18 protein-coding genes are annotated in these 19,974 nt (G+C 37.8%); 8 read left to right on the forward strand and 10 right to left on the reverse strand.

Features of this window, described 5'->3' with window-relative positions; all coding sequences use genetic code 11:
* Positions 1–216: 216 nt before the first annotated feature.
* Together ACK1I8_RS18390 and ACK1I8_RS18395 are read left to right on the forward strand one after the other, a co-directional pair.
* The gene (locus tag ACK1I8_RS18390; RefSeq protein WP_412466748.1) at positions 217–603 is read left to right on the forward strand and encodes an acyl-CoA thioesterase; all 387 of its coding nucleotides are present in this window, start codon (positions 217–219) and stop codon (positions 601–603) included.
* A 61-nt stretch (positions 604–664) separates the two neighbouring features.
* Entirely contained in the window at positions 665–1,330 is a 666-nt protein-coding gene (locus tag ACK1I8_RS18395; RefSeq protein WP_412466749.1) for a class I SAM-dependent methyltransferase, read from the forward strand.
* A 192-nt stretch (positions 1,331–1,522) separates the two neighbouring features.
* Here ACK1I8_RS18395 and ACK1I8_RS18400 read toward each other — a convergent pair whose 3' ends face one another.
* Genes ACK1I8_RS18400 through ACK1I8_RS18410 form a run of 3 tightly spaced genes read right to left on the reverse strand, consistent with a single transcriptional unit; the run spans position 1,523 to position 3,489 of the window.
* Positions 1,523–2,332, reverse strand: coding sequence for a phosphatidate cytidylyltransferase (locus ACK1I8_RS18400; RefSeq protein WP_412466750.1), 810 nt, complete (start codon positions 2,330–2,332; stop codon positions 1,523–1,525).
* Positions 2,333–2,375: 43 nt separating this feature from the next.
* Positions 2,376–2,582 (reverse strand): putative signal transducing protein, encoded by a 207-nt coding sequence (locus tag ACK1I8_RS18405; protein ID WP_167354688.1) that lies wholly within the window; start codon positions 2,580–2,582, stop codon positions 2,376–2,378.
* Positions 2,563–3,489 (reverse strand): CPBP family intramembrane glutamic endopeptidase, encoded by a 927-nt coding sequence (locus ACK1I8_RS18410; protein WP_412466751.1) that lies wholly within the window; start codon positions 3,487–3,489, stop codon positions 2,563–2,565. Before ACK1I8_RS18410 ends, ACK1I8_RS18405 begins: the two co-directional genes overlap by 20 nt.
* Positions 3,490–3,532: 43 nt before the next feature.
* Here ACK1I8_RS18410 and dusB point away from each other — a divergent pair, with 43 nt between their 5' ends.
* Positions 3,533–4,540 carry a tRNA dihydrouridine synthase DusB gene (gene dusB, locus ACK1I8_RS18415; protein WP_412466752.1) on the forward strand — a complete coding sequence of 336 codons (1,008 nt, stop codon included), beginning with the start codon at positions 3,533–3,535 and terminating at the stop codon, positions 4,538–4,540.
* A gap of 34 nt (positions 4,541–4,574) precedes the next feature.
* Positions 4,575–4,961 (forward strand): Co2+/Mg2+ efflux protein ApaG, encoded by a 387-nt coding sequence (apaG, locus tag ACK1I8_RS18420; RefSeq protein ID WP_412466753.1) that lies wholly within the window; start codon positions 4,575–4,577, stop codon positions 4,959–4,961.
* A gap of 501 nt (positions 4,962–5,462) precedes the next feature.
* Here the strand turns inward: apaG and ACK1I8_RS18425 are convergent.
* Entirely contained in the window at positions 5,463–6,158 is a 696-nt protein-coding gene (locus ACK1I8_RS18425; RefSeq protein WP_412469392.1) for a zinc metallopeptidase, read from the reverse strand.
* Between the two features lie 83 nt (positions 6,159–6,241).
* On the opposite strand from ACK1I8_RS18425, the gene ACK1I8_RS18430 reads away from it, so the two are divergent.
* Positions 6,242–7,381, forward strand: coding sequence for an NAD(P)/FAD-dependent oxidoreductase (locus ACK1I8_RS18430; protein ID WP_412466754.1), 1,140 nt, complete (start codon positions 6,242–6,244; stop codon positions 7,379–7,381).
* A 146-nt stretch (positions 7,382–7,527) separates the two neighbouring features.
* On the opposite strand, the gene purU is transcribed toward ACK1I8_RS18430, so the two are convergent.
* The gene (purU, locus tag ACK1I8_RS18435) at positions 7,528–8,367 is read right to left on the reverse strand and encodes a formyltetrahydrofolate deformylase (protein WP_412466755.1); all 840 of its coding nucleotides are present in this window, start codon (positions 8,365–8,367) and stop codon (positions 7,528–7,530) included.
* Between the two features lie 117 nt (positions 8,368–8,484).
* Here purU and rmuC point away from each other — a divergent pair, with 117 nt between their 5' ends.
* Entirely contained in the window at positions 8,485–9,870 is a 1,386-nt protein-coding gene (gene rmuC, locus ACK1I8_RS18440) for a DNA recombination protein RmuC (protein ID WP_412466756.1), read from the forward strand.
* 188 nt (positions 9,871–10,058) lie between these two features.
* Here rmuC and thiL read toward each other — a convergent pair whose 3' ends face one another.
* The 3 genes from thiL to nadA all read right to left on the reverse strand — a co-directional run bounded on the left by thiL (position 10,059) and on the right by nadA (position 13,563).
* A complete protein-coding gene (thiL, locus tag ACK1I8_RS18445; protein ID WP_412466757.1) occupies positions 10,059–11,099 on the reverse strand; it encodes a thiamine-phosphate kinase in 1,041 nt (346 codons plus the stop codon).
* Between the two features lie 117 nt (positions 11,100–11,216).
* Positions 11,217–12,455, reverse strand: a complete 1,239-nt coding sequence (locus tag ACK1I8_RS18450) for a dicarboxylate/amino acid:cation symporter (RefSeq protein ID WP_412466758.1) — start codon at positions 12,453–12,455, stop codon at positions 11,217–11,219.
* Positions 12,456–12,510: 55 nt separating this feature from the next.
* The gene (nadA, locus tag ACK1I8_RS18455; RefSeq protein WP_412466759.1) at positions 12,511–13,563 is read right to left on the reverse strand and encodes a quinolinate synthase NadA; all 1,053 of its coding nucleotides are present in this window, start codon (positions 13,561–13,563) and stop codon (positions 12,511–12,513) included.
* Positions 13,564–13,960: 397 nt separating this feature from the next.
* Between nadA and nadB the strand changes: the two genes are divergently transcribed.
* Entirely contained in the window at positions 13,961–15,547 is a 1,587-nt protein-coding gene (gene nadB, locus ACK1I8_RS18460; RefSeq protein ID WP_412466760.1) for an L-aspartate oxidase, read from the forward strand.
* 115 nt (positions 15,548–15,662) lie between these two features.
* Entirely contained in the window at positions 15,663–16,175 is a 513-nt protein-coding gene (locus ACK1I8_RS18465) for a gamma carbonic anhydrase family protein (RefSeq protein ID WP_412466761.1), read from the forward strand.
* Between the two features lie 89 nt (positions 16,176–16,264).
* Here the strand turns inward: ACK1I8_RS18465 and ACK1I8_RS18470 are convergent, their stop codons facing one another.
* Both ACK1I8_RS18470 and mnmG read right to left on the reverse strand, forming a co-directional pair.
* Positions 16,265–17,908 (reverse strand): Ig-like domain-containing protein, encoded by a 1,644-nt coding sequence (locus tag ACK1I8_RS18470; RefSeq protein WP_412466762.1) that lies wholly within the window; start codon positions 17,906–17,908, stop codon positions 16,265–16,267.
* A gap of 121 nt (positions 17,909–18,029) precedes the next feature.
* Positions 18,030–19,892 carry a tRNA uridine-5-carboxymethylaminomethyl(34) synthesis enzyme MnmG gene (gene mnmG / locus ACK1I8_RS18475; protein WP_412466763.1) on the reverse strand — a complete coding sequence of 621 codons (1,863 nt, stop codon included), beginning with the start codon at positions 19,890–19,892 and terminating at the stop codon, positions 18,030–18,032.
* Positions 19,893–19,974 lie beyond the last annotated feature (82 nt).

Here is a 19,974-nt window from a genome sequence, read left to right on the forward strand (position 1 = left end):
CACTCACATTAAGATTCCCGCATGCGCGAGAATGACGAACGCACTATTGGATTTTGTCAATAGTGGCTTGTCGAAGGCCGTCATTGTGAAATAGATTGCCCTTCTACAAGCATTGGATGAGATTTTTCCTGATTAATTTTTTATCCTCATCTCAACTTTGACAACTTTCTGATCAGAAAGTTGTCAAAGCTTTTTACTCACCCTATATTTACCGCCATGACATTATCAGAAAGAATAGAAAACTCAAAAACCAGTATTTTTAAAGCCGTTTTTCCGAATACAACCAATCATTATGATACGCTTTTTGGTGGCACTGCCATGCATTTAATGGATGAAGTTGCTTTTATTACCGCAACCCGTTTTAGCCGCCAGATTATGGTTACCGTGAGCAGCGATCGGATCGATTTTAAAAAACCGATTCCGGCAGGTACCATTGTAGAGCTTATTGGCAAGGTAAGCCATGTGGGTAACACCAGTTTAAAAGTTAACGTAGAAATTTATATCGAACAGATGTATGCCGAAGGAAGAGAACTGGCCGTACATGGCGACTTTACTTTTGTAGCCATTGATGAAAACAAAAAGCCCGTTCAGGTAATTAAATAATCTTATAAATTTTTGCTAAAGTGATATAAAAAAGATCAGGTTTAAATCTTTAGATTTGATCATGGAACACCAGCATTCGGAAGAAGAGTTAAAAAATATTGCGTACCAATTGGGCTGTCCCGAAGGCGAACATGGTATTAAAACAGGGGAGATGATGCATGCGAGCAACATCGGCATGACTACTTCTGCAATTGATGCATTAGATCTCAAAAACAATGAAAATGTTTTAGAAATTGGCCACGGAAACGGTGGGCACATTGCTCAGCTATTATCAAAAGCAGAAAACCTAAAGTATTACGGCGCAGATATTTCAAAGACGATTATTGCCGAAGCTGAAAAAATCAATCAGGAGTTTTTAACACAGGGAAATGTTCAATTCAAACTGACAGATGGAAATAGTTTGCGTTTCCATGATCATCAGTTCGACAAAATTTTCACCGTCAATACCATTTATTTCTGGAGAAATCCAAGCGGATACCTTAACGAAATAAAACGCACTTTGAAGCCTAACGGGATCCTTGCTTTATGCTTTGCCGATAAAAGCTTTATGCAAAATCTTCCATTTACATCTTATGGTTTTACGCTTTATGAAGTTGAAAAAGTAAAAAAGTTACTAGAAAGTGCCGGCTTTACAATTGAAAATATGGTTAACAAAACAGAACAGATAAAAAGCAAAACAGGCCAGCAGGTAGAGAGAACATATCATGTTATGGTTGCTTCCAATTAGATACATCAATAAAAAATCATAGCCTTCGTTTACGAGGATTAGCTAAAATAGCGATTGTATCGGCTAAAGCACAATCGCACTACAGATGTAATCATTTATTCTGGTTAAGGCGACTATAATTAGCTAGGCTTAAAAACAGCCATCAAATCTGAGTTTGTCTACGTCAATCTGCGGCTAAAATTTCTTTTGTTTTTAATACAAAATCAGATATAAATACGCATAAACTACCGGCGCAGCCAATAATAAGCCATCAAAACGATCTAACAAACCGCCATGCCCTGGCAGCAAACCCCCACTGTCTTTGGTATCTAAACTGCGTTTAAGCATCGATTCCACTAAATCTCCCAATGTGCCAAAACTTGCAATTAACACAGCCATACCCATCCAAACCCAAGCCTGGTTTTCGGTAAACAGAAAAGACAAACCAAAAGCAACCAAAATGCTGGTGAACATCCCTCCGAAAAATCCTTCCCAGCTTTTCTTCGGCGAATGACGTTCGAACAGTTTTCGTTTACCGTATTTTACGCCAAAAAGATAAGCACCGGTATCATTTGCCCAGAGCATTAACAGAAATGCCAGCGGTAAATGAAAATTATATTCATTCCAGTTTTTTAAAAAGCCCAGCGCATGGAAAAAACAGAACGGAATGGTAACATAAACAAAGCCAACAAATGTATAGGAGATATTGGCAAAAGGTATTTTGTTTTTTTTATACAACTCGGTGATAAAAACCGAGAAAATTAGCGGGATACAAAGCAACAGATATTTAACATCATATTCTAAGTAATGCAGGCCTGCGGCCATTAAAAAGATTAAGGATCCTGCCATTAAGCCTATGTTTCGATGCGGCCTGATGCCGGCATTTTTAATCAGCTTATAAAATTCGAATAAGGATAAAACACTTAGAATAAGATAGAAAATTGTAAATGCATAACTCCCCAAAAAGATAGAGCCAAGCATGACGATGGTAAAAAAGAAAGCGGTTATTGCCCTGGTTTTCATTTAAGGTAAGAGGTAAAAGGTGTAAGGTTTAAGGTCATGATCACTATTCAATTTCGTTCTCAACGATGTATTCTATGGCTTTATTGAAATCTACCTTATTCACCAAAACATTTATTTCGCCAATATTATATGCCGAGAGCTGTTTATTTATGGTAACCGCCGGGATGCCGGCTTCTGTTAATCCCTGCTTTAACACTTCTGCCGCAAAGGCATTGCTGGTGGTGTATACTTTAACCCAATTTTCGCTCACTTGATGCGCTATCTTTAAAAAATTTAAACAAAGCTATGGTAATTATTGCACTAATTAAATAGCCATACCAAGTAAAACCGATCGGTTCATCAGCTTTATCAAGTGGCATATGGTGTTTTTGCATATAAAAAGCCGCACAAACCGCGTAGGCATTATTCAAAAAGTGCGCAAACATAGCATACCAGATACTGCCACTAAAGTAATACAGGTAGCCAAAACCAGCTCCCAGTAACAACCGAGGTACAAAACCATAAAATTGGACATGGATGGTACTAAAAATGACGGCCGAAAGCCAGATCGCCAGATGCGGATTTCCAAAGGCGCGTGCCAATGAACGCTGTACACCACCTCTGAACATCAACTCCTCACCAATGGCAGGTAAAATTGCAATCATGACCAGATTGACCACAAAATCGAAATTGCTGCGTACCGTGATCAGTTGAATGGTCATTTTTGCTGCCAGTTCTTCTTTTTCCTTCATCCACGCCTCAATTCCTTTCAAAAAGTTGGGTAAAGCCATTTTTTGATTCCAGATTACTGTCCACTCCATAAACGGCATACTCACAATCATAATCACGACCACCAGCAAAAGCAGTGAAATCTTGGGTTGTTTAAAGTTATAAAACCTTGTTATTTTTATTCTTTCTGTTAAAGCGAGGGCAAGTGATGGTAAAATAAATGTACCTATTGAACTTAAGATCTGTATAACCTTAAAACCAGAAACATACCTGGCATTACCTGATAAGAGCAGGTCGAAATTACTCACCAAACCCATTCCGTACATGGCTATACAGATTACGAGTCCAATGATACCGAAAACAAAAGCCCCGGCAACTGCGTAAAATAAAAGTAAAAGTAATTGCAGGAAAGGATTGATTTCCCCGTGTTTAGGTGTTACAAAATTCATTATTTGTACCTTTGTATGTTTTATTAATCGTTGAAGATAGAAAATGTCTGTAAAGATAGGAAATATAGATTTAGGTGAGTTCCCGTTATTACTGGCTCCAATGGAGGATGTAAGTGATCCGCCGTTCCGTTACGTATGTAAGAAAAACGGGGCAGACATGATGTATACCGAATTTATTTCTTCGGAAGGCTTGATCCGTGATGCCGCAAAAAGCTTGCAAAAACTTGATATTTTCGAATATGAAAGACCGATCGGCATCCAGATTTTTGGTGGTGATATCGAACACATGCGCGAAGCTTCAGCAATTGCTTCTGCTGCAGGCCCTGATCTGGTTGATATTAATTACGGCTGTCCGGTAAAAAATGTGGTTTGCAAAGGTGCAGGTTCTAGTTTGCTTCAGGATATCGATAAAATGGTAAAGATGACTGATGCTGTTGTTAAAGCTTCGCATTTGCCTGTTACCGTAAAAACCCGCCTGGGCTGGGATGATAATACTAAAAATGTTTACGAAGTTGCCGAGCGACTTCAGGATGTAGGTATCCAGGCATTGACCATTCATGGCCGAACAAGGGCACAATTATACAAAGGAGAGGCAGATTGGAGTTTAATCCGTGAAATTAAACGTAATCCCCGTATAAAAATCCCAATTTTTGGCAATGGTGACGTAGATAGTCCTGAAAAAGCAGCTAATTGGCGTATGGAATACGAGGTAGATGGAATCATGATCGGTCGTGCTGCAATTGGTTATCCATGGATTTTTCGCGAAGTAAAACATTTCTTCACAACTGGAAAACACTTAGCCGGACCAACCATAGAAGAAAGAATTGAGGTTTGCCGTACACATTTAGATAAATCACTGGAATGGAAAGGCCCTAAAACCGGTATTTTCGAAATGCGCCGGCATTATGCCAACTATTTCAAAGGTCTGCCAGATTTTAAACCGTATCGGATGCGATTAGTTGCTGAATCAGACATCAACAACATTTATAGCATTTTAGAAGAAGTGGCAGAAAAATTCGCCAACTATGACGCTACCAGTGTACTGGCTTGATTTTTGAAAGTTTTTTCTTAAATTCGTTATTACCATGGTTACAGCAATTACAGACGGTGTTAAGGTTTCAGTAGAAACCGTGTACCAGCCAGAATATTCAAATCCGGCGAACGAACATTATATGTTTGCCTATCGTGTGGAAATTTCCAATCTTTCTGATTACGCCGTTCAATTGATGCGCCGCCAATGGTTAATTTTCGATTCGAACAGCAGCAAAAGAGAGGTAGAAGGTGAGGGTGTTGTAGGCTTACAACCAATTATACAACCAGGAGAAATGCACGTATATGTTTCAGGCTGTAACCTAAAAACCGATATGGGCAGCATGAAAGGTACCTATCTGATGAAACGTGATATTGATGGCTCTGAATTCGATGTTGATATTCCTGAGTTTCAATTAATAGCTCCTTATAAATTAAATTAATCTTTCCTTATTTTTTCATCTTAAGCGTAGTAGAAGCGCAAAACCAATATTCAGTTTTTAGAAAAGCAATTTCAGTTTTTTATTTTAAGTGTTAGTCCTGCTTTTGTTTCAAGTCCTCGCTGCGGGCTTTTCACGCCAATCAGGTTTAAATTGCAGTGTTTCTGCCAATTTTAAAGGTTTAACAGCGTGGCGTGTAAGCTCTTCTAATCTGATCCCAAATAGTACAACATACCATTTAGCCAGTATCAAGCGGACGATTGTAGCTGGATGCCGATATTTTCATTATTAGAAGCATATACGGGGACCGAAATTTTCATCCTGTCATCAAACCTGCTTTCCAAATAGATATTTTAAATAAGTCAATGAATTTATTTCAGGGTCTATCTTGTTGGAAAAGATGATATGAATTCGGCAGCTATCGGATCAGCTGATGATCCGGTAATAACCAGAAACGGCCAGGATGATGTTCCCGGCCGCGTTGTATTTCATAATGGAGATTCTCTAATCCCTGCTTCTTCCAAAAAGCATCGATGCATAATATAATAAATTGGCCAATGCACCCACAGCCGCAACCACATAAGTCATGGCTGCCCACCAAAGTGCATCTTTCGCCTGTGCATTTTCTTCCTGTGTTTGCATAACTCCACTATTATTTTTTAACCAGGCCAAGGCACGGTTACTGGCATCAAATTCGACCGGTAGCGTAACGATACTGAATATGGTTACCAATGCTAATCCCACTACACCAATTGCCAAAACAATCGGGTTTCCGGTGAAACCTATTAACAATACACCAATTAATAATACCCATTGCAAAAGATTAGATGATATGCTTACCACAGGAACCATGCTGCTTCTTAATTGTAACCAGTGATATGATTTTGCCTGTTGCACTGCATGGCCACATTCATGAGCCGCTACTGCCGCCGCCGCTACACTCCGGCTATAGTATACATCTGTACTTAAATTCACGGTTTTATCTGATGGATTGTAATGATCTGTTAATTGTCCTTCGGTACTCATCACCTTCACATCGTATATTCCATTATCATGCAGCATTCTTTCTGCTACCTCTTTGCCCGATAAACCAGAGCTTAATTGCATTTCGGCATACTTGGAAAACTTGTTTCTAAACCGCCATTGTACAAACATGCTCAGCAATAATACCGGGATGATTAATATTAAATAAACTCCCATTTTCTTTTGTATGTTTTTCATTTAGCCTATATCAAAAAGCGTTCCCATATTATTTAAAGTTTAAAAAACAGTACATTTATACGATGCCAACCAAACATTCATACTGGGAAAAAGAATCATTTTTTTGTAATTATGATGCAATTGTGATTGGCAGTGGAATAGTAGGATTAAACGCTGCCATCCACCTTAGAAAAACGGCTCCTTCCCTAAAGATAGTCATACTTGAAAAGGGATTTTTACCTACAGGCGCAAGTACAAAAAATGCTGGTTTTGCTTGTTTTGGAAGCATTTCTGAACTCATTGAGCAAGAGGAAATGATCGGTAGCGATCGCCTTGCAATGCTGATCGAAAAACGGTGGAAAGGTTTGCTCAAACTACGCCATTTACTGAGCGATAATACCATTGATTATCAATGCATGGGAGGATATGAACTATTTAAAAAAGAAGACAGTCTTTCGACCGAACAGGGTGTATCCAAAATTGAACATTTTAACCTTCTGGTGGATGACATTGTCGGATCCAATGCTTTTCGTTTAAATAATAAAAAAATCAGTTCCTTTGGTTTCGATGGTGTAGGTTGTTTAATCGAAAATCAATATGAAGCCCAGATTGATAGCGGTAAAATGATGTCTGCTTTAATTCAGTATGCGCAACAACTTGGCATCAGTATTTTTAACAATTGCAATGTAGATCGGATTGAAGAAGAATCAATAGGTTTCCGCCTGATTACCAAAAATGGAAATTTTTCATCTAAACGATTAATTCTGACTACCAATGCCTTTGTCAAAGGTCTATATCCTGAAGTGGATATCAGCCCTGGCCGCGGCCAGGTTTTAATTACCAAACCCATTAAAGATTTAAAGATAGCGGGTACTTTCCATTATGATAAAGGTTATTACTATTTCAGGAATATTCATAACAGAATTTTATTGGGCGGTGGCCGGAACATTGATTTTAAAGCAGAAGAAACTGCTATTTTTGGCCAAACTGAACCAGTACAATCGGCACTTGAGCATTTACTAAAAGAAGTAATTTTACCAGCAATCCCCTACGAGATCGATTACCGTTGGAGTGGCATTATGGCTTTTGGTAAAACATTAGAGCCCTTTATCGAAGAAATCCGTCCAAATGTATTTTGTGCAACCAGGTGCAACGGTATGGGTATTGCCATTGGCTCACAAACCGGAGAAGATGTAGCGGATTTGCTGTTAAATAAATTATAGCTGTTTTTTTACCACCAGAGAATATCGAGGAAAAGCACAAAGGACGCAGACTTTTGTTTTCTTTAAAGACCCTTCCATGCCTTCAGGATTGTAGATGACAGCGGAAAGAGCTAATTACATTTCCATCATCCATTTTACATCTTACGTCATTTAAACACCACCGTTTTATTCCCGCTTACAAAAACCCTATCTTCAAAAATCAGTTCTAATGCTTCCAATAAAACTTTTTTCTCTATTTCTTTACCGGCACGAACCATTTCCTTCACCCCAAAATTATGGTCCACATGAGTGGTATGCTGGGTAATAATCGGCCCTTCATCTAAATTATCGGTAACAAAATGTGCGGTAGCTCCAATAATTTTTACCCCACGTTCAAAAGCCTGGCGATAAGGGTTGGCACCTATAAAAGCTGGTAAAAAGGAATGATGGATATTAATGATTTTACCCGCATAATCCTTTACAAAATCAGCGGAAAGAATACGCATAAACTTGGCCAATACCAGATAATCTATCTCAAATTGATTAATGATGTTTTTTACTTCATCCTCGAATACACTCTTATCCTTATTGTTATGATCTACGTAAAAATAAGGGATACCTAGTTTCTCGGTAAAATCCCTCAGACTTTCGTAATTGCCAATAACACATTGAACATTTGCACCTAAAGTTTTAAACTGGTTTTTAATCAGTATTTCTGCCAAACAATGATACTCTTTCGTAACCAGGACAGCAACCTGCTTTTCCTGTTTGGTAATTAAATTCACTTTTGCCGCATTTGGTAAATTTTCTAACAGTTCCTCCTTTAATTTTTCTGGATATTCCAGGTTTCCGGTACAGGCAATCCTGGTAAAAAATGCTTTATTAGCTTCATCTACAAACTCGCGCATGGCAATAATATTCAATTGATGTGCAGCCAGTACCCGGGTAATATGGGTAACTAAACCCACCTGATCAGGGCAGGAGATAAGGATGGTTAAAGCGTTCATTTTTAAAATACTAATATCCAATGATAAATAATTTTTACGGTTTTTTACGGTTAAAACTGACTAATTTTTTTTGGTATATCTATTTAAATCTTCATTTTTGCTAAAATTTTTATCATTATGGAAATCGTTGGTATTACTTTACTAATTGTAATTTTAATTGTTCTGGTTATTCTATTGCTAAAGAAACCTCAGGCATCGCTATCCATCGTTTCCTTAGAAGATTTTGAAAAGATGAAAATTGAAAATGAAACGTTAAAAATCAGTTTGGCCAAAGCCGATGAACGCGTTTCCAATTTATCTGCTGAAAAAGAGCATATCACCGCTTTGCTTAAAGAAGAACAACTACGCTTAATTGATGAATTACAAGCTGAGCGCGATCGGCTGGCTGATGCCAACCGTGAGCTGGAAAGTACGAGGTCGTTCTACCTGGCTGAAAAGGAAAAACTGGCAGAACAAAAATTAAGTTATGAGCAGTCTCAACAAAAGTTGAACAAAGATTTCGAATTAATTGCCAATAAAATTCTGGAAGAAAAGTCCACCAGATTTATTGAACAAAACAGGACTAATCTGGATATTATCCTCAATCCTTTGAAAGAAAATATCAAAGCTTTCGAAGATAAGGTGGAAAAGGTTTACAAAGCAGAGTCAGATGAAAGAAATATACTAAAAGGTGTAATTTCAGAATTACAGATCCAAAGTAAACTTATTCAGGAAGACGCCAATAATTTAACCAGGGCTTTAAAAGGCGACAGTAAAAAACAGGGAAATTGGGGAGAGATTATTTTGGAAAAGGTTTTGGAGCGATCAGGTTTAGTGCGCGATCAGGAATACCGAATCCAGGCTTCATATGCATCTGCTGAAGGTAGCCGTTATCAACCCGATGTGGTAATAGACCTTCCGGATGATAAACATCTTGTTGTTGATGCCAAGGTGAGTTTAGTAGCATATGAACGATCGGTATCAGCAGAAACTGATGAAGAGCGTGAAGGCTATTTAAAACAGCACCTGGTCTCCATTAAGAATCATATTCAGGAACTTTCATCAAAAAACTATCAGGATTTATATAAAATCAATTCTCCTGATTTTGTTCTATTGTTTATTCCTATCGAATCTTCTTTTAGCATTGCAGTACAAAAGGATGCGGAACTCTTCAATTTTGCATGGGATAGAAGAGTGGTAATTGTAAGCCCATCTACCATGTTAGCTACCCTACGCACCATCGCCAGCATGTGGAAACAAGAACGTCAAAACCGTAATGTGATGGAAATTGCCCGTTTAAGCGGCAGCATGTACGACAAGTTTGTAGGTTTTATAGCTGATATGGAAAATATTGGGAAACATATTAAAAATGGACAGGATGCTTACGACAAAGCCATTAATAAATTGTCGGCCGGTGCCGGAAATTTAGCCAATACTTCAGAAAAGATTAAAAAATTAGGGGCGAAAGCTACCAAGCAGATTGATAAAAAGTATCTGGATCTGAATGAAAATCAGGATTTATAATTTGTACAAAGAAGCCTTCCGGTTTTTGAAAATCAATATATATAGTAGCTTTCTGCAATTTGTATCTACAATTTATCGTCATTCCCGATCCGATGGCTATCGGACGGGAACCACGGAGTGCTCATCGAAGATAATCTTAACACAAGCGTATTAAGATTCCCGCATGCGCGGGAATGACGGCCAAATTTTTATTTCTTAAAAGCATTCCAGCCCTGGGCTTTAAGCTCGTGTACATTATTTGACTTGGAAACCATTTTGCAACCTGAATTTTTATCCGTTACATGACCGATTACCGTGATATCTACGTCATGTTTGAGTTTTTTATAATCATCCTGGCTAATGGTAAACAACAACTCATAATCTTCGCCACCACTTAGTGCACAAACCGTTGGATCAATTCCCAATTCACGTGCGGTTTCATAGGTCATGGGATCTAAAGGAATTTTCTCTTCGTAAATGGTCATTCCTTTATCTGATTGTTCTGCCAGATGCAAAATCTCTGAGGCCAAACCATCCGAAACATCGATCATAGATGTCGGTTTAATATCCATTTCTTCCAATAATGCCACAATATCCATCCTGGCTTCCGGTTTTAATTGTCGTTCGATGATATAATCTTTACCTTCCAAATCTGGTTGGATCTGTGGATTTTCCAGATAGATCAATTTCTCCCTTTCCAAAATCTGCAGACCTAAATAAGCGCCGCCCAAATCGCCGGAAACGCATAACAGATCATGCTCCTGCGCACCATTTCTGTACACCACTTTATCAGCATCAGCATAACCAATACTGGTAATACTAATCACTAAACCTTGCTTACTTGATGAGGTATCACCCCCGATTAAATCGATATTATATTTATTGCAGGCCAGTTCAATGCCTTTATAAATTTCTTCCACCGCTTCTAACGGAAATTTGCTCGACAAACCCAGTGAAACGGTAATCTGACTTGCCTTTCCGTTCATGGCATAAATATCACTCAGGTTTACTTGTACAGCTTTGTAACCCAGGTGCATCAACGGCACATAAGCCAGATCGAAGTGAATTCCTTCCAATAATAAATCGGTCGAAATTAAGGTCTGTTTTCCCTTGGCATCTAAAACTGCTGCATCATCACCAACTCCTTTTACCGAATAATTGTTTCTAATTTTAAAATTGGTAGTCAGGTGTTTTATTAACCCAAATTCACCTAATTCATTGATATTTGTGCGTTCTTTATTTTCAAACATAAGTTATATTTAAAGGCAAAGCCTTATTTTATTTTTAAAAATTTAACCGTCATTCTGAGCACAGCGAAGAATCTTTGCCTGAAAACAATGGCTTCATAGCAGCAGATCCTTCCTTCGTCAGGATGACAGATTCTTATTCTCCATCCAGTTTTTCCCTTCGGTAAACCTGGCAATTAACATGGCTGCAACATTATCACCCGTGGCATTTAACAAAGTAGCCATGGGATCAACCAAAGTTCCGATAATCATAGCAGGTGGTAAGGCTTCGGGTGGCAACTGATAAGCCGAAATCATCAATAATTCGCCTATATAACCGCCATTTGGTATCCCACCTTCAACAACACTTACCAATACGGTAATACCAAACGCCAAAATAATCGTATCCACATGCACCAAATCTTTACCAAAAATGGCAAAAACAACGGCAATTTTTATAATGGAACTAATACTTGATCCATCTTTATGCAAAGTTGATCCCAAAGGAATTGTTACATTGGTAATGTATGCCGGCACGCCCATTTTTGTAGTCCCTTCCAAGTTTGCCGGAATCGTAGCAATGCTGCTACAGGTTCCGATAGAAGTTAAAGAAGGTACGATGTTATTTTTCCAAAATACTTTTATCGCCTTAAATCCACCAGCTATGAAAGCATACAACGTAAAAAAAACAATAAAATAAAATGCGCCGATGCCATAATACAAACCCAAAGCTTTGGCATAAGTTCCAAAAAGTTGTGGACCAAATACCCCAACCTGGTAGGCAAAATAAGCACCCAGACCGACCGGACCTAATTTCATAATCAAAATGATGAGTTTTTTCATCACTTCATTACCTGAGACCAAAAATTTTTTAAAGCCTTCACCTTGATTTTCAGCATATAAGGTTGAAAAACCTACTAACACGGAAAAAATAATTAGCGCCAGCATATTTTTCCTGCTTGCGATCTCGAAAAATTCGCCAACGGTTAAAAGTTGCGTCATTTGTTCACCAAACGACTGGATTTTCTCAGGTTCAGCCGATAACGTAGCATTTCCCAATTGCTGATGGATAGGGAAGATCCATGTCGCAAATAAAGTTAAAATTGCAGATATAAGTACGGTGGAAAGAAATACCAAAACCATAATGGTTAATAATTTTCCTAATTTTTTTGTCCTGTCTATATTTGCAATGGCTGAAGAAACCGCAAAAAATACCAGTGGAATAACCGCTGTAAACAACAGGTTTAAAAATATATCCCCTAACGGTTTAATACTTTCAACACTTTTTCCAAAAATTAAGCCCACAATACTTCCGGCAGTTATACCCGCCAAAAGCCATAATAAGCCTGAATAATTTTTAAGGATATTGTTGTTTTCCATAAATAATTTCAATAAACCTATCACGTTCTTAAAAACCTGTCAGGTTAGATGGGTTTTACAAGCCCAAGTCTGCCGAAATATCCAGCATCCTTTGGATGGGTTTACGCGCCTGTTCTATAATATGCTCAGGAACAGTTACCTCAGGCAGACCGTTTTTAATACATAAATATAGTTTTTCTAAAGTATTTCTTTTCATGTAGGGGCAATCGTTGCAGGCACAACTGTTGTTCGGCGGTGCCGGAATAAATGTTTTTGTCGGATTTGCCTTTTCCATCTGGTGGATAATTCCACTTTCGGTAGCCACAATAAATTCTGTAGCAGGGTTGGTGATGGTATATTTTAAAAGTCCGGTAGTAGAACCAATATAATCAGCCATTTTCAAAACCACTTCTTCACATTCCGGATGTGCAATAAATTTAGCATTCGGATGGCGTTCTTTCAGTTTTGTGATTTTTTCCTGCGAAAAAATTTCATGTACCATACAGGCGCCATTCCATAATACCAAATCGCGTCCCGTTTTTTTGGCTACGTAAGCTCCTAAGTTCCGATCTGGTCCGAATATTATTTTTTGGTCTTTAGGTAAACTCTCTACAATCTGTACTGCATTCGTACTTGTACAAACAATATCACTCAAAGCCTTTAATTCAGCTGTACAGTTTACGTAAGTGATGACCAGATGATCCGGATATTTCTCTTTAAACTTCCTGAATAAATGTGGTGGGCAACTATCTGCTAATGAGCAACCTGCTTTTACATCCGGCAATAAAACAGTTTTGTTAGGAGATAAAATTTTTGCTGTTTCAGCCATAAAATGCACACCGGCAAACACGATTACATCAGCATCTGTTTTTGCAGCTTCCTGTGATAAGCCTAAACTGTCTCCAATATAATCAGCAATATCCTGTATATCAGGTTCTTGGTAATAATGCGCAAGGATTATGGCATTTTTTTCTTTTTTTAGTTTCTCAATCTCAACAAAAAGATCGAGCGTAGGGTCAATCTCTTCTTCTGCGAAACCTTTTTTATTGATTTCTTCTAAGACATCTATGTTCATTTTTAAATTTTCCTTTTTTGAATGTTGACGTTGGTCAAAGATAAAGCTTTCCACGTCTCAATAATTAATAAGTTATTTTAAATAAATAATTCTTGTTTGTTTATTAGTGTGTTAATATTGTTGGCAATTTTAGAAATTTCTTTCGTTTAGATAAGTTATTAATTGTTTACTAACATTTAGATTACATTTATCTAATATTATAGATTTGATTTTCAGCGCTATCGAAAATTCGCTCAATTTTTATCAATACTGGAATGTTAATTGTTTATAAGTGGGGAAAAAGTTAATTACTTGTATAAAGCTGCTTAAAAATTGCGCAAAAGATTGTGGCAAATTGTGTTTTTAGAGTAGCTTTAAACATTCAAATTTATTTGTTAGGATAATTTAGACACAACGCTAACATTTATTAACTAGTTGTTAACATCGTGGATAAAGTAAATGTTTTTTATTAATGAAGAAAGTAGATTTTCTGGTAATTGGTTCAGGTATAGCGGGTTTGAGTTTTGCACTTAAGGCAGCTAAGTTTGGTAAGGTTTTAATTGTAACCAAATCGAACGAAGATGAATCAAATACAAAATACGCTCAGGGCGGTGTTGCAGTAGTGGTAGATAAAGGTGATTCTTTTGAGAAACATATTGAAGATACTCTAATTGCCGGAGACGGATTATGTGATCAAAAAATTGTGGAAATCGTTGTAAAAGAGGGGCCTCAGCGTATTCAGGAGATCATTGATTATGGTATAAACTTCGATAAGGACAATGCCGGTTTTTACGATTTGGCTAAAGAGGGCGGGCACTCAGAACATCGCGTTTTGCACTATAAAGATATTACCGGGTATGAGATTGAGCGGGTTTTGTTAACTGAAATTCATAAGAATAGCAACATAGAGATATTAACACATTACTTCGCACTGGAGTTAATTACCCAGCACCACCTGGGTGAGTTTGTGGATAAACGTACTGAAGATATTAACTGTTATGGCATATATGCCTTTAATACAGAGCTTAACGATGTGGAAAAGATTGTGGCAAATGTGACTGTGATGGCTTCAGGTGGTGCCGGGCATGTTTATTCGGCCACCACAAACCCGGTTATTGCCACAGGCGATGGCATGGCCATGGTTTACCGGGCAAAGGGAAAAGTACGAAATATGGAGTTTATTCAATTTCATCCAACTGCTTTATATCATCCCGGAGAGTATCCATCATTCCTGATTTCTGAAGCGGTGAGGGGTTTTGGGGGCGTTTTAAGACGTAAGAATGGCGAAGAATTTATGCACGAGTATGATGAGCGTAAATCATTGGCACCGCGTGATATTGTAGCGCGCGCAGTAGACAATGAAATGAAAAAATCAGGAGACGATTTTGTTTATCTCGATATCACCATGCGAAAGAAAGCAGATATATTAAAACACTTTCCTAATATATATGCTAAATGTTTATCAATAGGCATTGATATGACGAAAGATTATATACCGGTTACACCTGCCTCTCATTACATGTGTGGCGGTATCCTGGTGGATGAGTATGGTCGTTCTTCCATTAAAAATCTATATGCTTGCGGAGAGTGTTCTTCAACCGGTTTACATGGCGCTAATCGATTGGCTTCCAATTCCTTACTGGAAGCCACGGTATTTGCTCACCGGATCTATCAGGACGCTGTAGAAAATTTTAAAAATAATATTATTCCCGATCACATTCCTGAATGGGATTCGCAAGGGGTTACGCAAAGTAACGAGGATGTACTGGTAACGCATAACCTGAGAGAGTTACAAAAGATCATGGGCGATTATGTAGGTATTGTACGTTCTGATTTCCGTCTGGAAAGGGCACATCGTCGCTTGTTTTTAATTCATCAGGAAACAGAGGAGTTTTATAAAAAGAATAAAGTTTCAGTTAAACTCTGCGAGTTGAGAAACGTCATTCAGACGGCTTATCTGGTGATAAAATCGGCCATGCAGAGGAAAGAGAGTAGGGGGTTACATTATACCACAGATTATCCGGAGCATGCTAATGAACTGGTAGATACTGTTTTTTAGAAGATATCTTTATACTGATCCGATTGCTATCGGATTTAGTTCAACATCTGACAAGCTATATAAATAATCCTTTAGAGACCCTGAAATTGTTTCAGGGTGACGTAAAATAGATATTATGCCTTTAATACTGCCCGTAAAAGATAAATGCCCTGAAATAGGAAAAGATAATTTCATTGCAGAGAATGCCACGATTGTGGGTGATGTGGTAATAGGAGATAAATGTTCCGTATGGTTTAATGCCGTGATCAGAGGCGATGTAAATGCCATTACGATCGGAAATGAATCAAACATTCAGGATGGTGCAGTAATTCATGCTACTTATTTAAAAGCTTCCACACATATTGGTAACAGGGTATCTGTTGGGCATAATGCTATTGTACATGGTTGTACCGTTCGGGATCATGTTTTGATCGGTATGGGTGCCATTGTAATGGATCATGCGGTGATAGAAGAGTATTGTATCATAGCTGCCGGATCTGTCGTACTGGAAAATACGATTTGCGAAACCGGTTATTTATATGCGGGTACACCTGCAAAAAAAATAAAGCCCATTACGGAAGAGCAAAGGGCTTTACTGAATAAATTGCCTGATAATTATATCATGTATTCGGGATGGTTTAGCCAATAGTTTTCGTCATCTTTTGTTGCTGTTAAGACCCTGAAATGAATTAAATGCGTTGTTTACCGCTGCGCTACAGATAAGGGTGACGGCTATTTTTAATCACTTTTAGGCGATGGTATCACCAACGGATCTTCACGTTCCCAGTTGGGTTTTAAATCCATTAATGCCTTTAAATACCATACTTTTTCAGGTTGGTATCCTTCCCTGACATTTCCCGTGTCCCAGATGCCATTTTTATTTTCATCGTAAATAACCCTGAGCATATATTTTCCTGCCGGATACTTAGAAAAAATAACTTTGGTGTTTTGGCTAACCGGAAAAGATTTTACAACTTCTTTTTTTTCATTTAGGAACTGCACCACATATCTTTTTGAGGTATCCGGTACAGTTACATTTAATACCAGGGTAGTATAAGCATCTTGATTTTCAAGCGTAAAACGTTTCGTTATGTCTTTATTTTTGGCATTAAATATGGCTGTGAAAGCGCCGGAACCCAATTTTAGATCGTAATTTCTTTTACTTTTCCATGGATACCTGATATAGTATTTAAGAAAATCTATACTATCTTTCACCACTTCGAAATTTGTTCTTTTTACTGAATCTTCCAGAAGAGTAATTTTAGATGGATCTGCAGCAGTTACCGGAAAAGGAAAAGTGAGGCTTAACTGCTGGAAAGGATTTAATTTGCCGCCTGATAAGTTATCAGAAATGGTAATCTCACGTGTATAAGTATCTTTTTTACCTCTTGTAAAGTTTAAGGTCTGCAATAGCTTTCCCTGATCCTCAATAGCTACCTTTACTGAATCGAAACTCATATCTTTCAGCCAAATTTTAGCGGTATCATTATTTTTGGTAAAGTGAACATACTTCCCTGCATCTACTGCCGGAGGATCGGTAACTATTATTTTAGGGTTTTTAAGCTGCTGATTAAAGATGATTGATATACTACCATCATTGTTCAGTTTTCGGTCTAATACGCGGAATTCCGGTGCCAGTTCTTTAAATATCTGCAGGTTGATGTTCTCCAGGTTTTTATCGATTACAATTGGTTCTTTTATGAATCCAACCTCGTCAGATATCTGTTGGTATATCTTATCGCCACCTCCGGTACTTTCTTTAACGGCATAAACTTTATAAGTACCTTTTCTGAGGTTGCTCAGTTTATAGGTGCCTGCACTGTCGGTTGTGGTATATATTGATGGGCGTTTTTTTCCGAAAATTGTATCTCTTTCTAAAGGTAAAATAAATACGGTAACTTCTTTTTCAGGTTCATCGCTTAGCGAATTGATTACTTTACCACTAATGGATAATGAATCGATTTCTGGTCCTGTAGAAAAAACATAAGATAAATTTTTAACGACATTTCCTTCATTCACATCGGCTATAGACTTTCCGAAATTTAAGGTATAAGTAGTATTTTTTTCCAGAGAATCCTTGAGAATAATTTCCAATCGTTTTTGTCTTTTTCTTAACTCCGGAACTTTTTCCTGATCGGGAGAAATTGAAAATTCTTTAAACTCATCTTTCAGATTAAAATATTCATCGAACTCTATCACGATTTTTTTAGCAGTAAAATTTCTCGTCTGATTTTTTGGAGTCATGCTTAAAACCTTTGGCGGCTTGGTATCCTTTGGCCCGCCTTGTGGCGTTTGCATACTGGCACAACCAAAAAATAGGAGTAGCGTAACCACAACCGTTAAATTTTTAAGCTTAAAATAATGATTTTTTAGATTTGGCATATTTTAATCGTTCTGACGGACTTTTATACTTTTTGGATTACTGATATCAAAAAAGTTTTTTTCTTTCTTAAATCGCTTTATTTAAAGTAAAAATTTTTTATGTTAAATGTCTGATTATCAATTACTTATTAATATATACCATTAAAACCGATATATCCGACGGTGAAACACCTGAAATTCTTGAAGCCTGACCTAAAGTACGGGGTTTTATTTTAAATAATTTTTCACGCGCCTCTTTTGAGATGGATACGATTTTGTTATAATCAAAATCTGACTTAATTTCCTTATCTTCCATTTTTAGCATTTTAGCTACAATTTCATTTTCTTTCTCAAAATAGCTTTCGTACTTAATCTTAATTTCTGCTTGTTCAATAGTTTCCTTACTTAATGCTTTAGTAATTTCTGCTAATGGTTTACTCACTTTGATAATATCCTGTAAACCAACATGAGGCCTGCCTACCAAACTGTGAATCTTTACATTTTGATTTAGCGCACTAGAGCCTAAACTTTCAAGCATTGGATTTGCATCTGCCATTTCGATCCCCTGGCTTTTGGTAAATTTTACTAAAGCTTCGGCATCTGCAACTTTTTGATTTACTTTCGCCAGGCGTTCATCAGAGATTAGACCAAGCTCATGCCCGATAGGAGAGAGACGGATATCTGCATTATCTTGTCTCAGCAATAAACGGTGTTCAGCCCTTGATGTAAACATGCGGTAAGGTTCTTCTGTTCCCTTAGTTACCAGATCATCGATTAAAACCCCGATATAACTTTCAGATCTTTTCATGATCAACTCATGCTTATCTGTGATTTTTTGGTGTGCATTTATACCAGCCATGAAACCTTGACAGGCAGCTTCTTCATAACCTGTGGTTCCATTGATCTGCCCTGCTAAGAATAAATTGTTGATTAGTTTGGTTTCCAGTGTTAAAGATAATTGGGTAGGGGGAAAAAAATCGTACTCAATGGCATAACCTGGTCTGAACATTTTTGCCTGTTCGAAACCTGGGATTAATCTTAGTGCTTTAAATTGTACATCCTCTGGAAGAGAAGTTGAAAAACCATTGACGTAGATTTCGCAGGTATTCCATCCTTCAGGTTCAACAAAAATCTGATGTCTGTCCCGCTCCGCAAAGCGGTTAATTTTGTCTTCAATGGAAGGGCAGTATCTCGGACCTAAGCCTTTGATGCGACCAGTAAACATGGGTGACTTTTCAAATCCTTCTTTTAAAGTTTCATGTACTTCTTCATTGGTATAAGTAATCCAGCAACAACGTTGATCGGTTGAAACTTCTGTATCTGTATACGAGAACTTCCCAGGATTTTCATCTCCCCATTGTTCTTCCATTTTAGAATAATTGAGGCTTCTTCCGTCAACCCGGGGCGGAGTACCAGTTTTCATTCTGCCAGCTTCCATACCTAGTTCTACAAGTTGTTCAGTAATGCCGGTAGATGCCCGTTCGGCTGTTCTTCCTCCACCGAATTTCTTTTCTCCAATGTGCATGACGCCGTTTAAGAAAGTTCCGTTGGTTAATACCACGGCTTTACTTTCTATCTCTATGCCTAATGAGGTTTTAACACCGTATGCAGTATTATCCTTAACTACTAACCCAATTACGCTATCTTGCCAGATGTCAAGATTTGGGGTCCTTTCTAATGCTAAACGCCACTCTTCTGCAAAACGCATTCTATCAATCTGTGCTCTCGGACTCCACATCGCTGGTCCTTTGGATTTATTGAGCATACGAAATTGTATGGTCGATTTATCAGAAATTATACCTGAGTAACCGCCCATAGCATCCACTTCGCGAACGATTTGTCCTTTGGCAACGCCACCCATGGCGGGGTTACAACTCATTTGGGCGATGGTGCCCATATTCATGGTTATTAATAAAACTGATGATCCTAGATTGGCAGCAGCAGCAGCAGCTTCACAACCTGAATGACCTGCACCAACCACAATCAAATCATATTTTGAAAACATTTTATTTGTATTTTATAATTGTTTCACGTGAAACAATTTTATTTTGATAACTCAATTTTTAGCATGCTGAAAAAAAATCAGC

Origin of the sequence: Pedobacter sp. KLB.chiD (genome assembly GCF_047040275.1) — a bacterium.
GTDB lineage: Bacteria > Bacteroidota > Bacteroidia > Sphingobacteriales > Sphingobacteriaceae > Pedobacter.

Coding starts and splice junctions, on each gene's coding strand:
- ACK1I8_RS18430 (WP_412466754.1), top strand. CDS start 6,242: ATGCCAACCAAACATTCATACTGGGAAAAAGAATCATTTTTTTGTAAT.
- dusB (WP_412466752.1), top strand. CDS start 3,533: ATGTCTGTAAAGATAGGAAATATAGATTTAGGTGAGTTCCCGTTATTA.
- ACK1I8_RS18470 (WP_412466762.1), bottom strand. CDS start 17,908: ATGCCAAATCTAAAAAATCATTATTTTAAGCTTAAAAATTTAACGGTT.
- ACK1I8_RS18450 (WP_412466758.1), bottom strand. CDS start 12,455: ATGGAAAACAACAATATCCTTAAAAATTATTCAGGCTTATTATGGCTT.
- ACK1I8_RS18390 (WP_412466748.1), top strand. CDS start 217: ATGACATTATCAGAAAGAATAGAAAACTCAAAAACCAGTATTTTTAAA.
- ACK1I8_RS18425 (WP_412469392.1), bottom strand. CDS start 6,158: ATGGGAGTTTATTTAATATTAATCATCCCGGTATTATTGCTGAGCATG.
- ACK1I8_RS18465 (WP_412466761.1), top strand. CDS start 15,663: ATGCCTTTAATACTGCCCGTAAAAGATAAATGCCCTGAAATAGGAAAA.
- rmuC (WP_412466756.1), top strand. CDS start 8,485: ATGGAAATCGTTGGTATTACTTTACTAATTGTAATTTTAATTGTTCTG.
- nadB (WP_412466760.1), top strand. CDS start 13,961: ATGAAGAAAGTAGATTTTCTGGTAATTGGTTCAGGTATAGCGGGTTTG.
- apaG (WP_412466753.1), top strand. CDS start 4,575: ATGGTTACAGCAATTACAGACGGTGTTAAGGTTTCAGTAGAAACCGTG.
- ACK1I8_RS18395 (WP_412466749.1), top strand. CDS start 665: ATGGAACACCAGCATTCGGAAGAAGAGTTAAAAAATATTGCGTACCAA.
- ACK1I8_RS18400 (WP_412466750.1), bottom strand. CDS start 2,332: ATGAAAACCAGGGCAATAACCGCTTTCTTTTTTACCATCGTCATGCTT.
- ACK1I8_RS18410 (WP_412466751.1), bottom strand. CDS start 3,489: ATGAATTTTGTAACACCTAAACACGGGGAAATCAATCCTTTCCTGCAA.
- thiL (WP_412466757.1), bottom strand. CDS start 11,099: ATGTTTGAAAATAAAGAACGCACAAATATCAATGAATTAGGTGAATTT.
- purU (WP_412466755.1), bottom strand. CDS start 8,367: ATGAACGCTTTAACCATCCTTATCTCCTGCCCTGATCAGGTGGGTTTA.
- mnmG (WP_412466763.1), bottom strand. CDS start 19,892: ATGTTTTCAAAATATGATTTGATTGTGGTTGGTGCAGGTCATTCAGGT.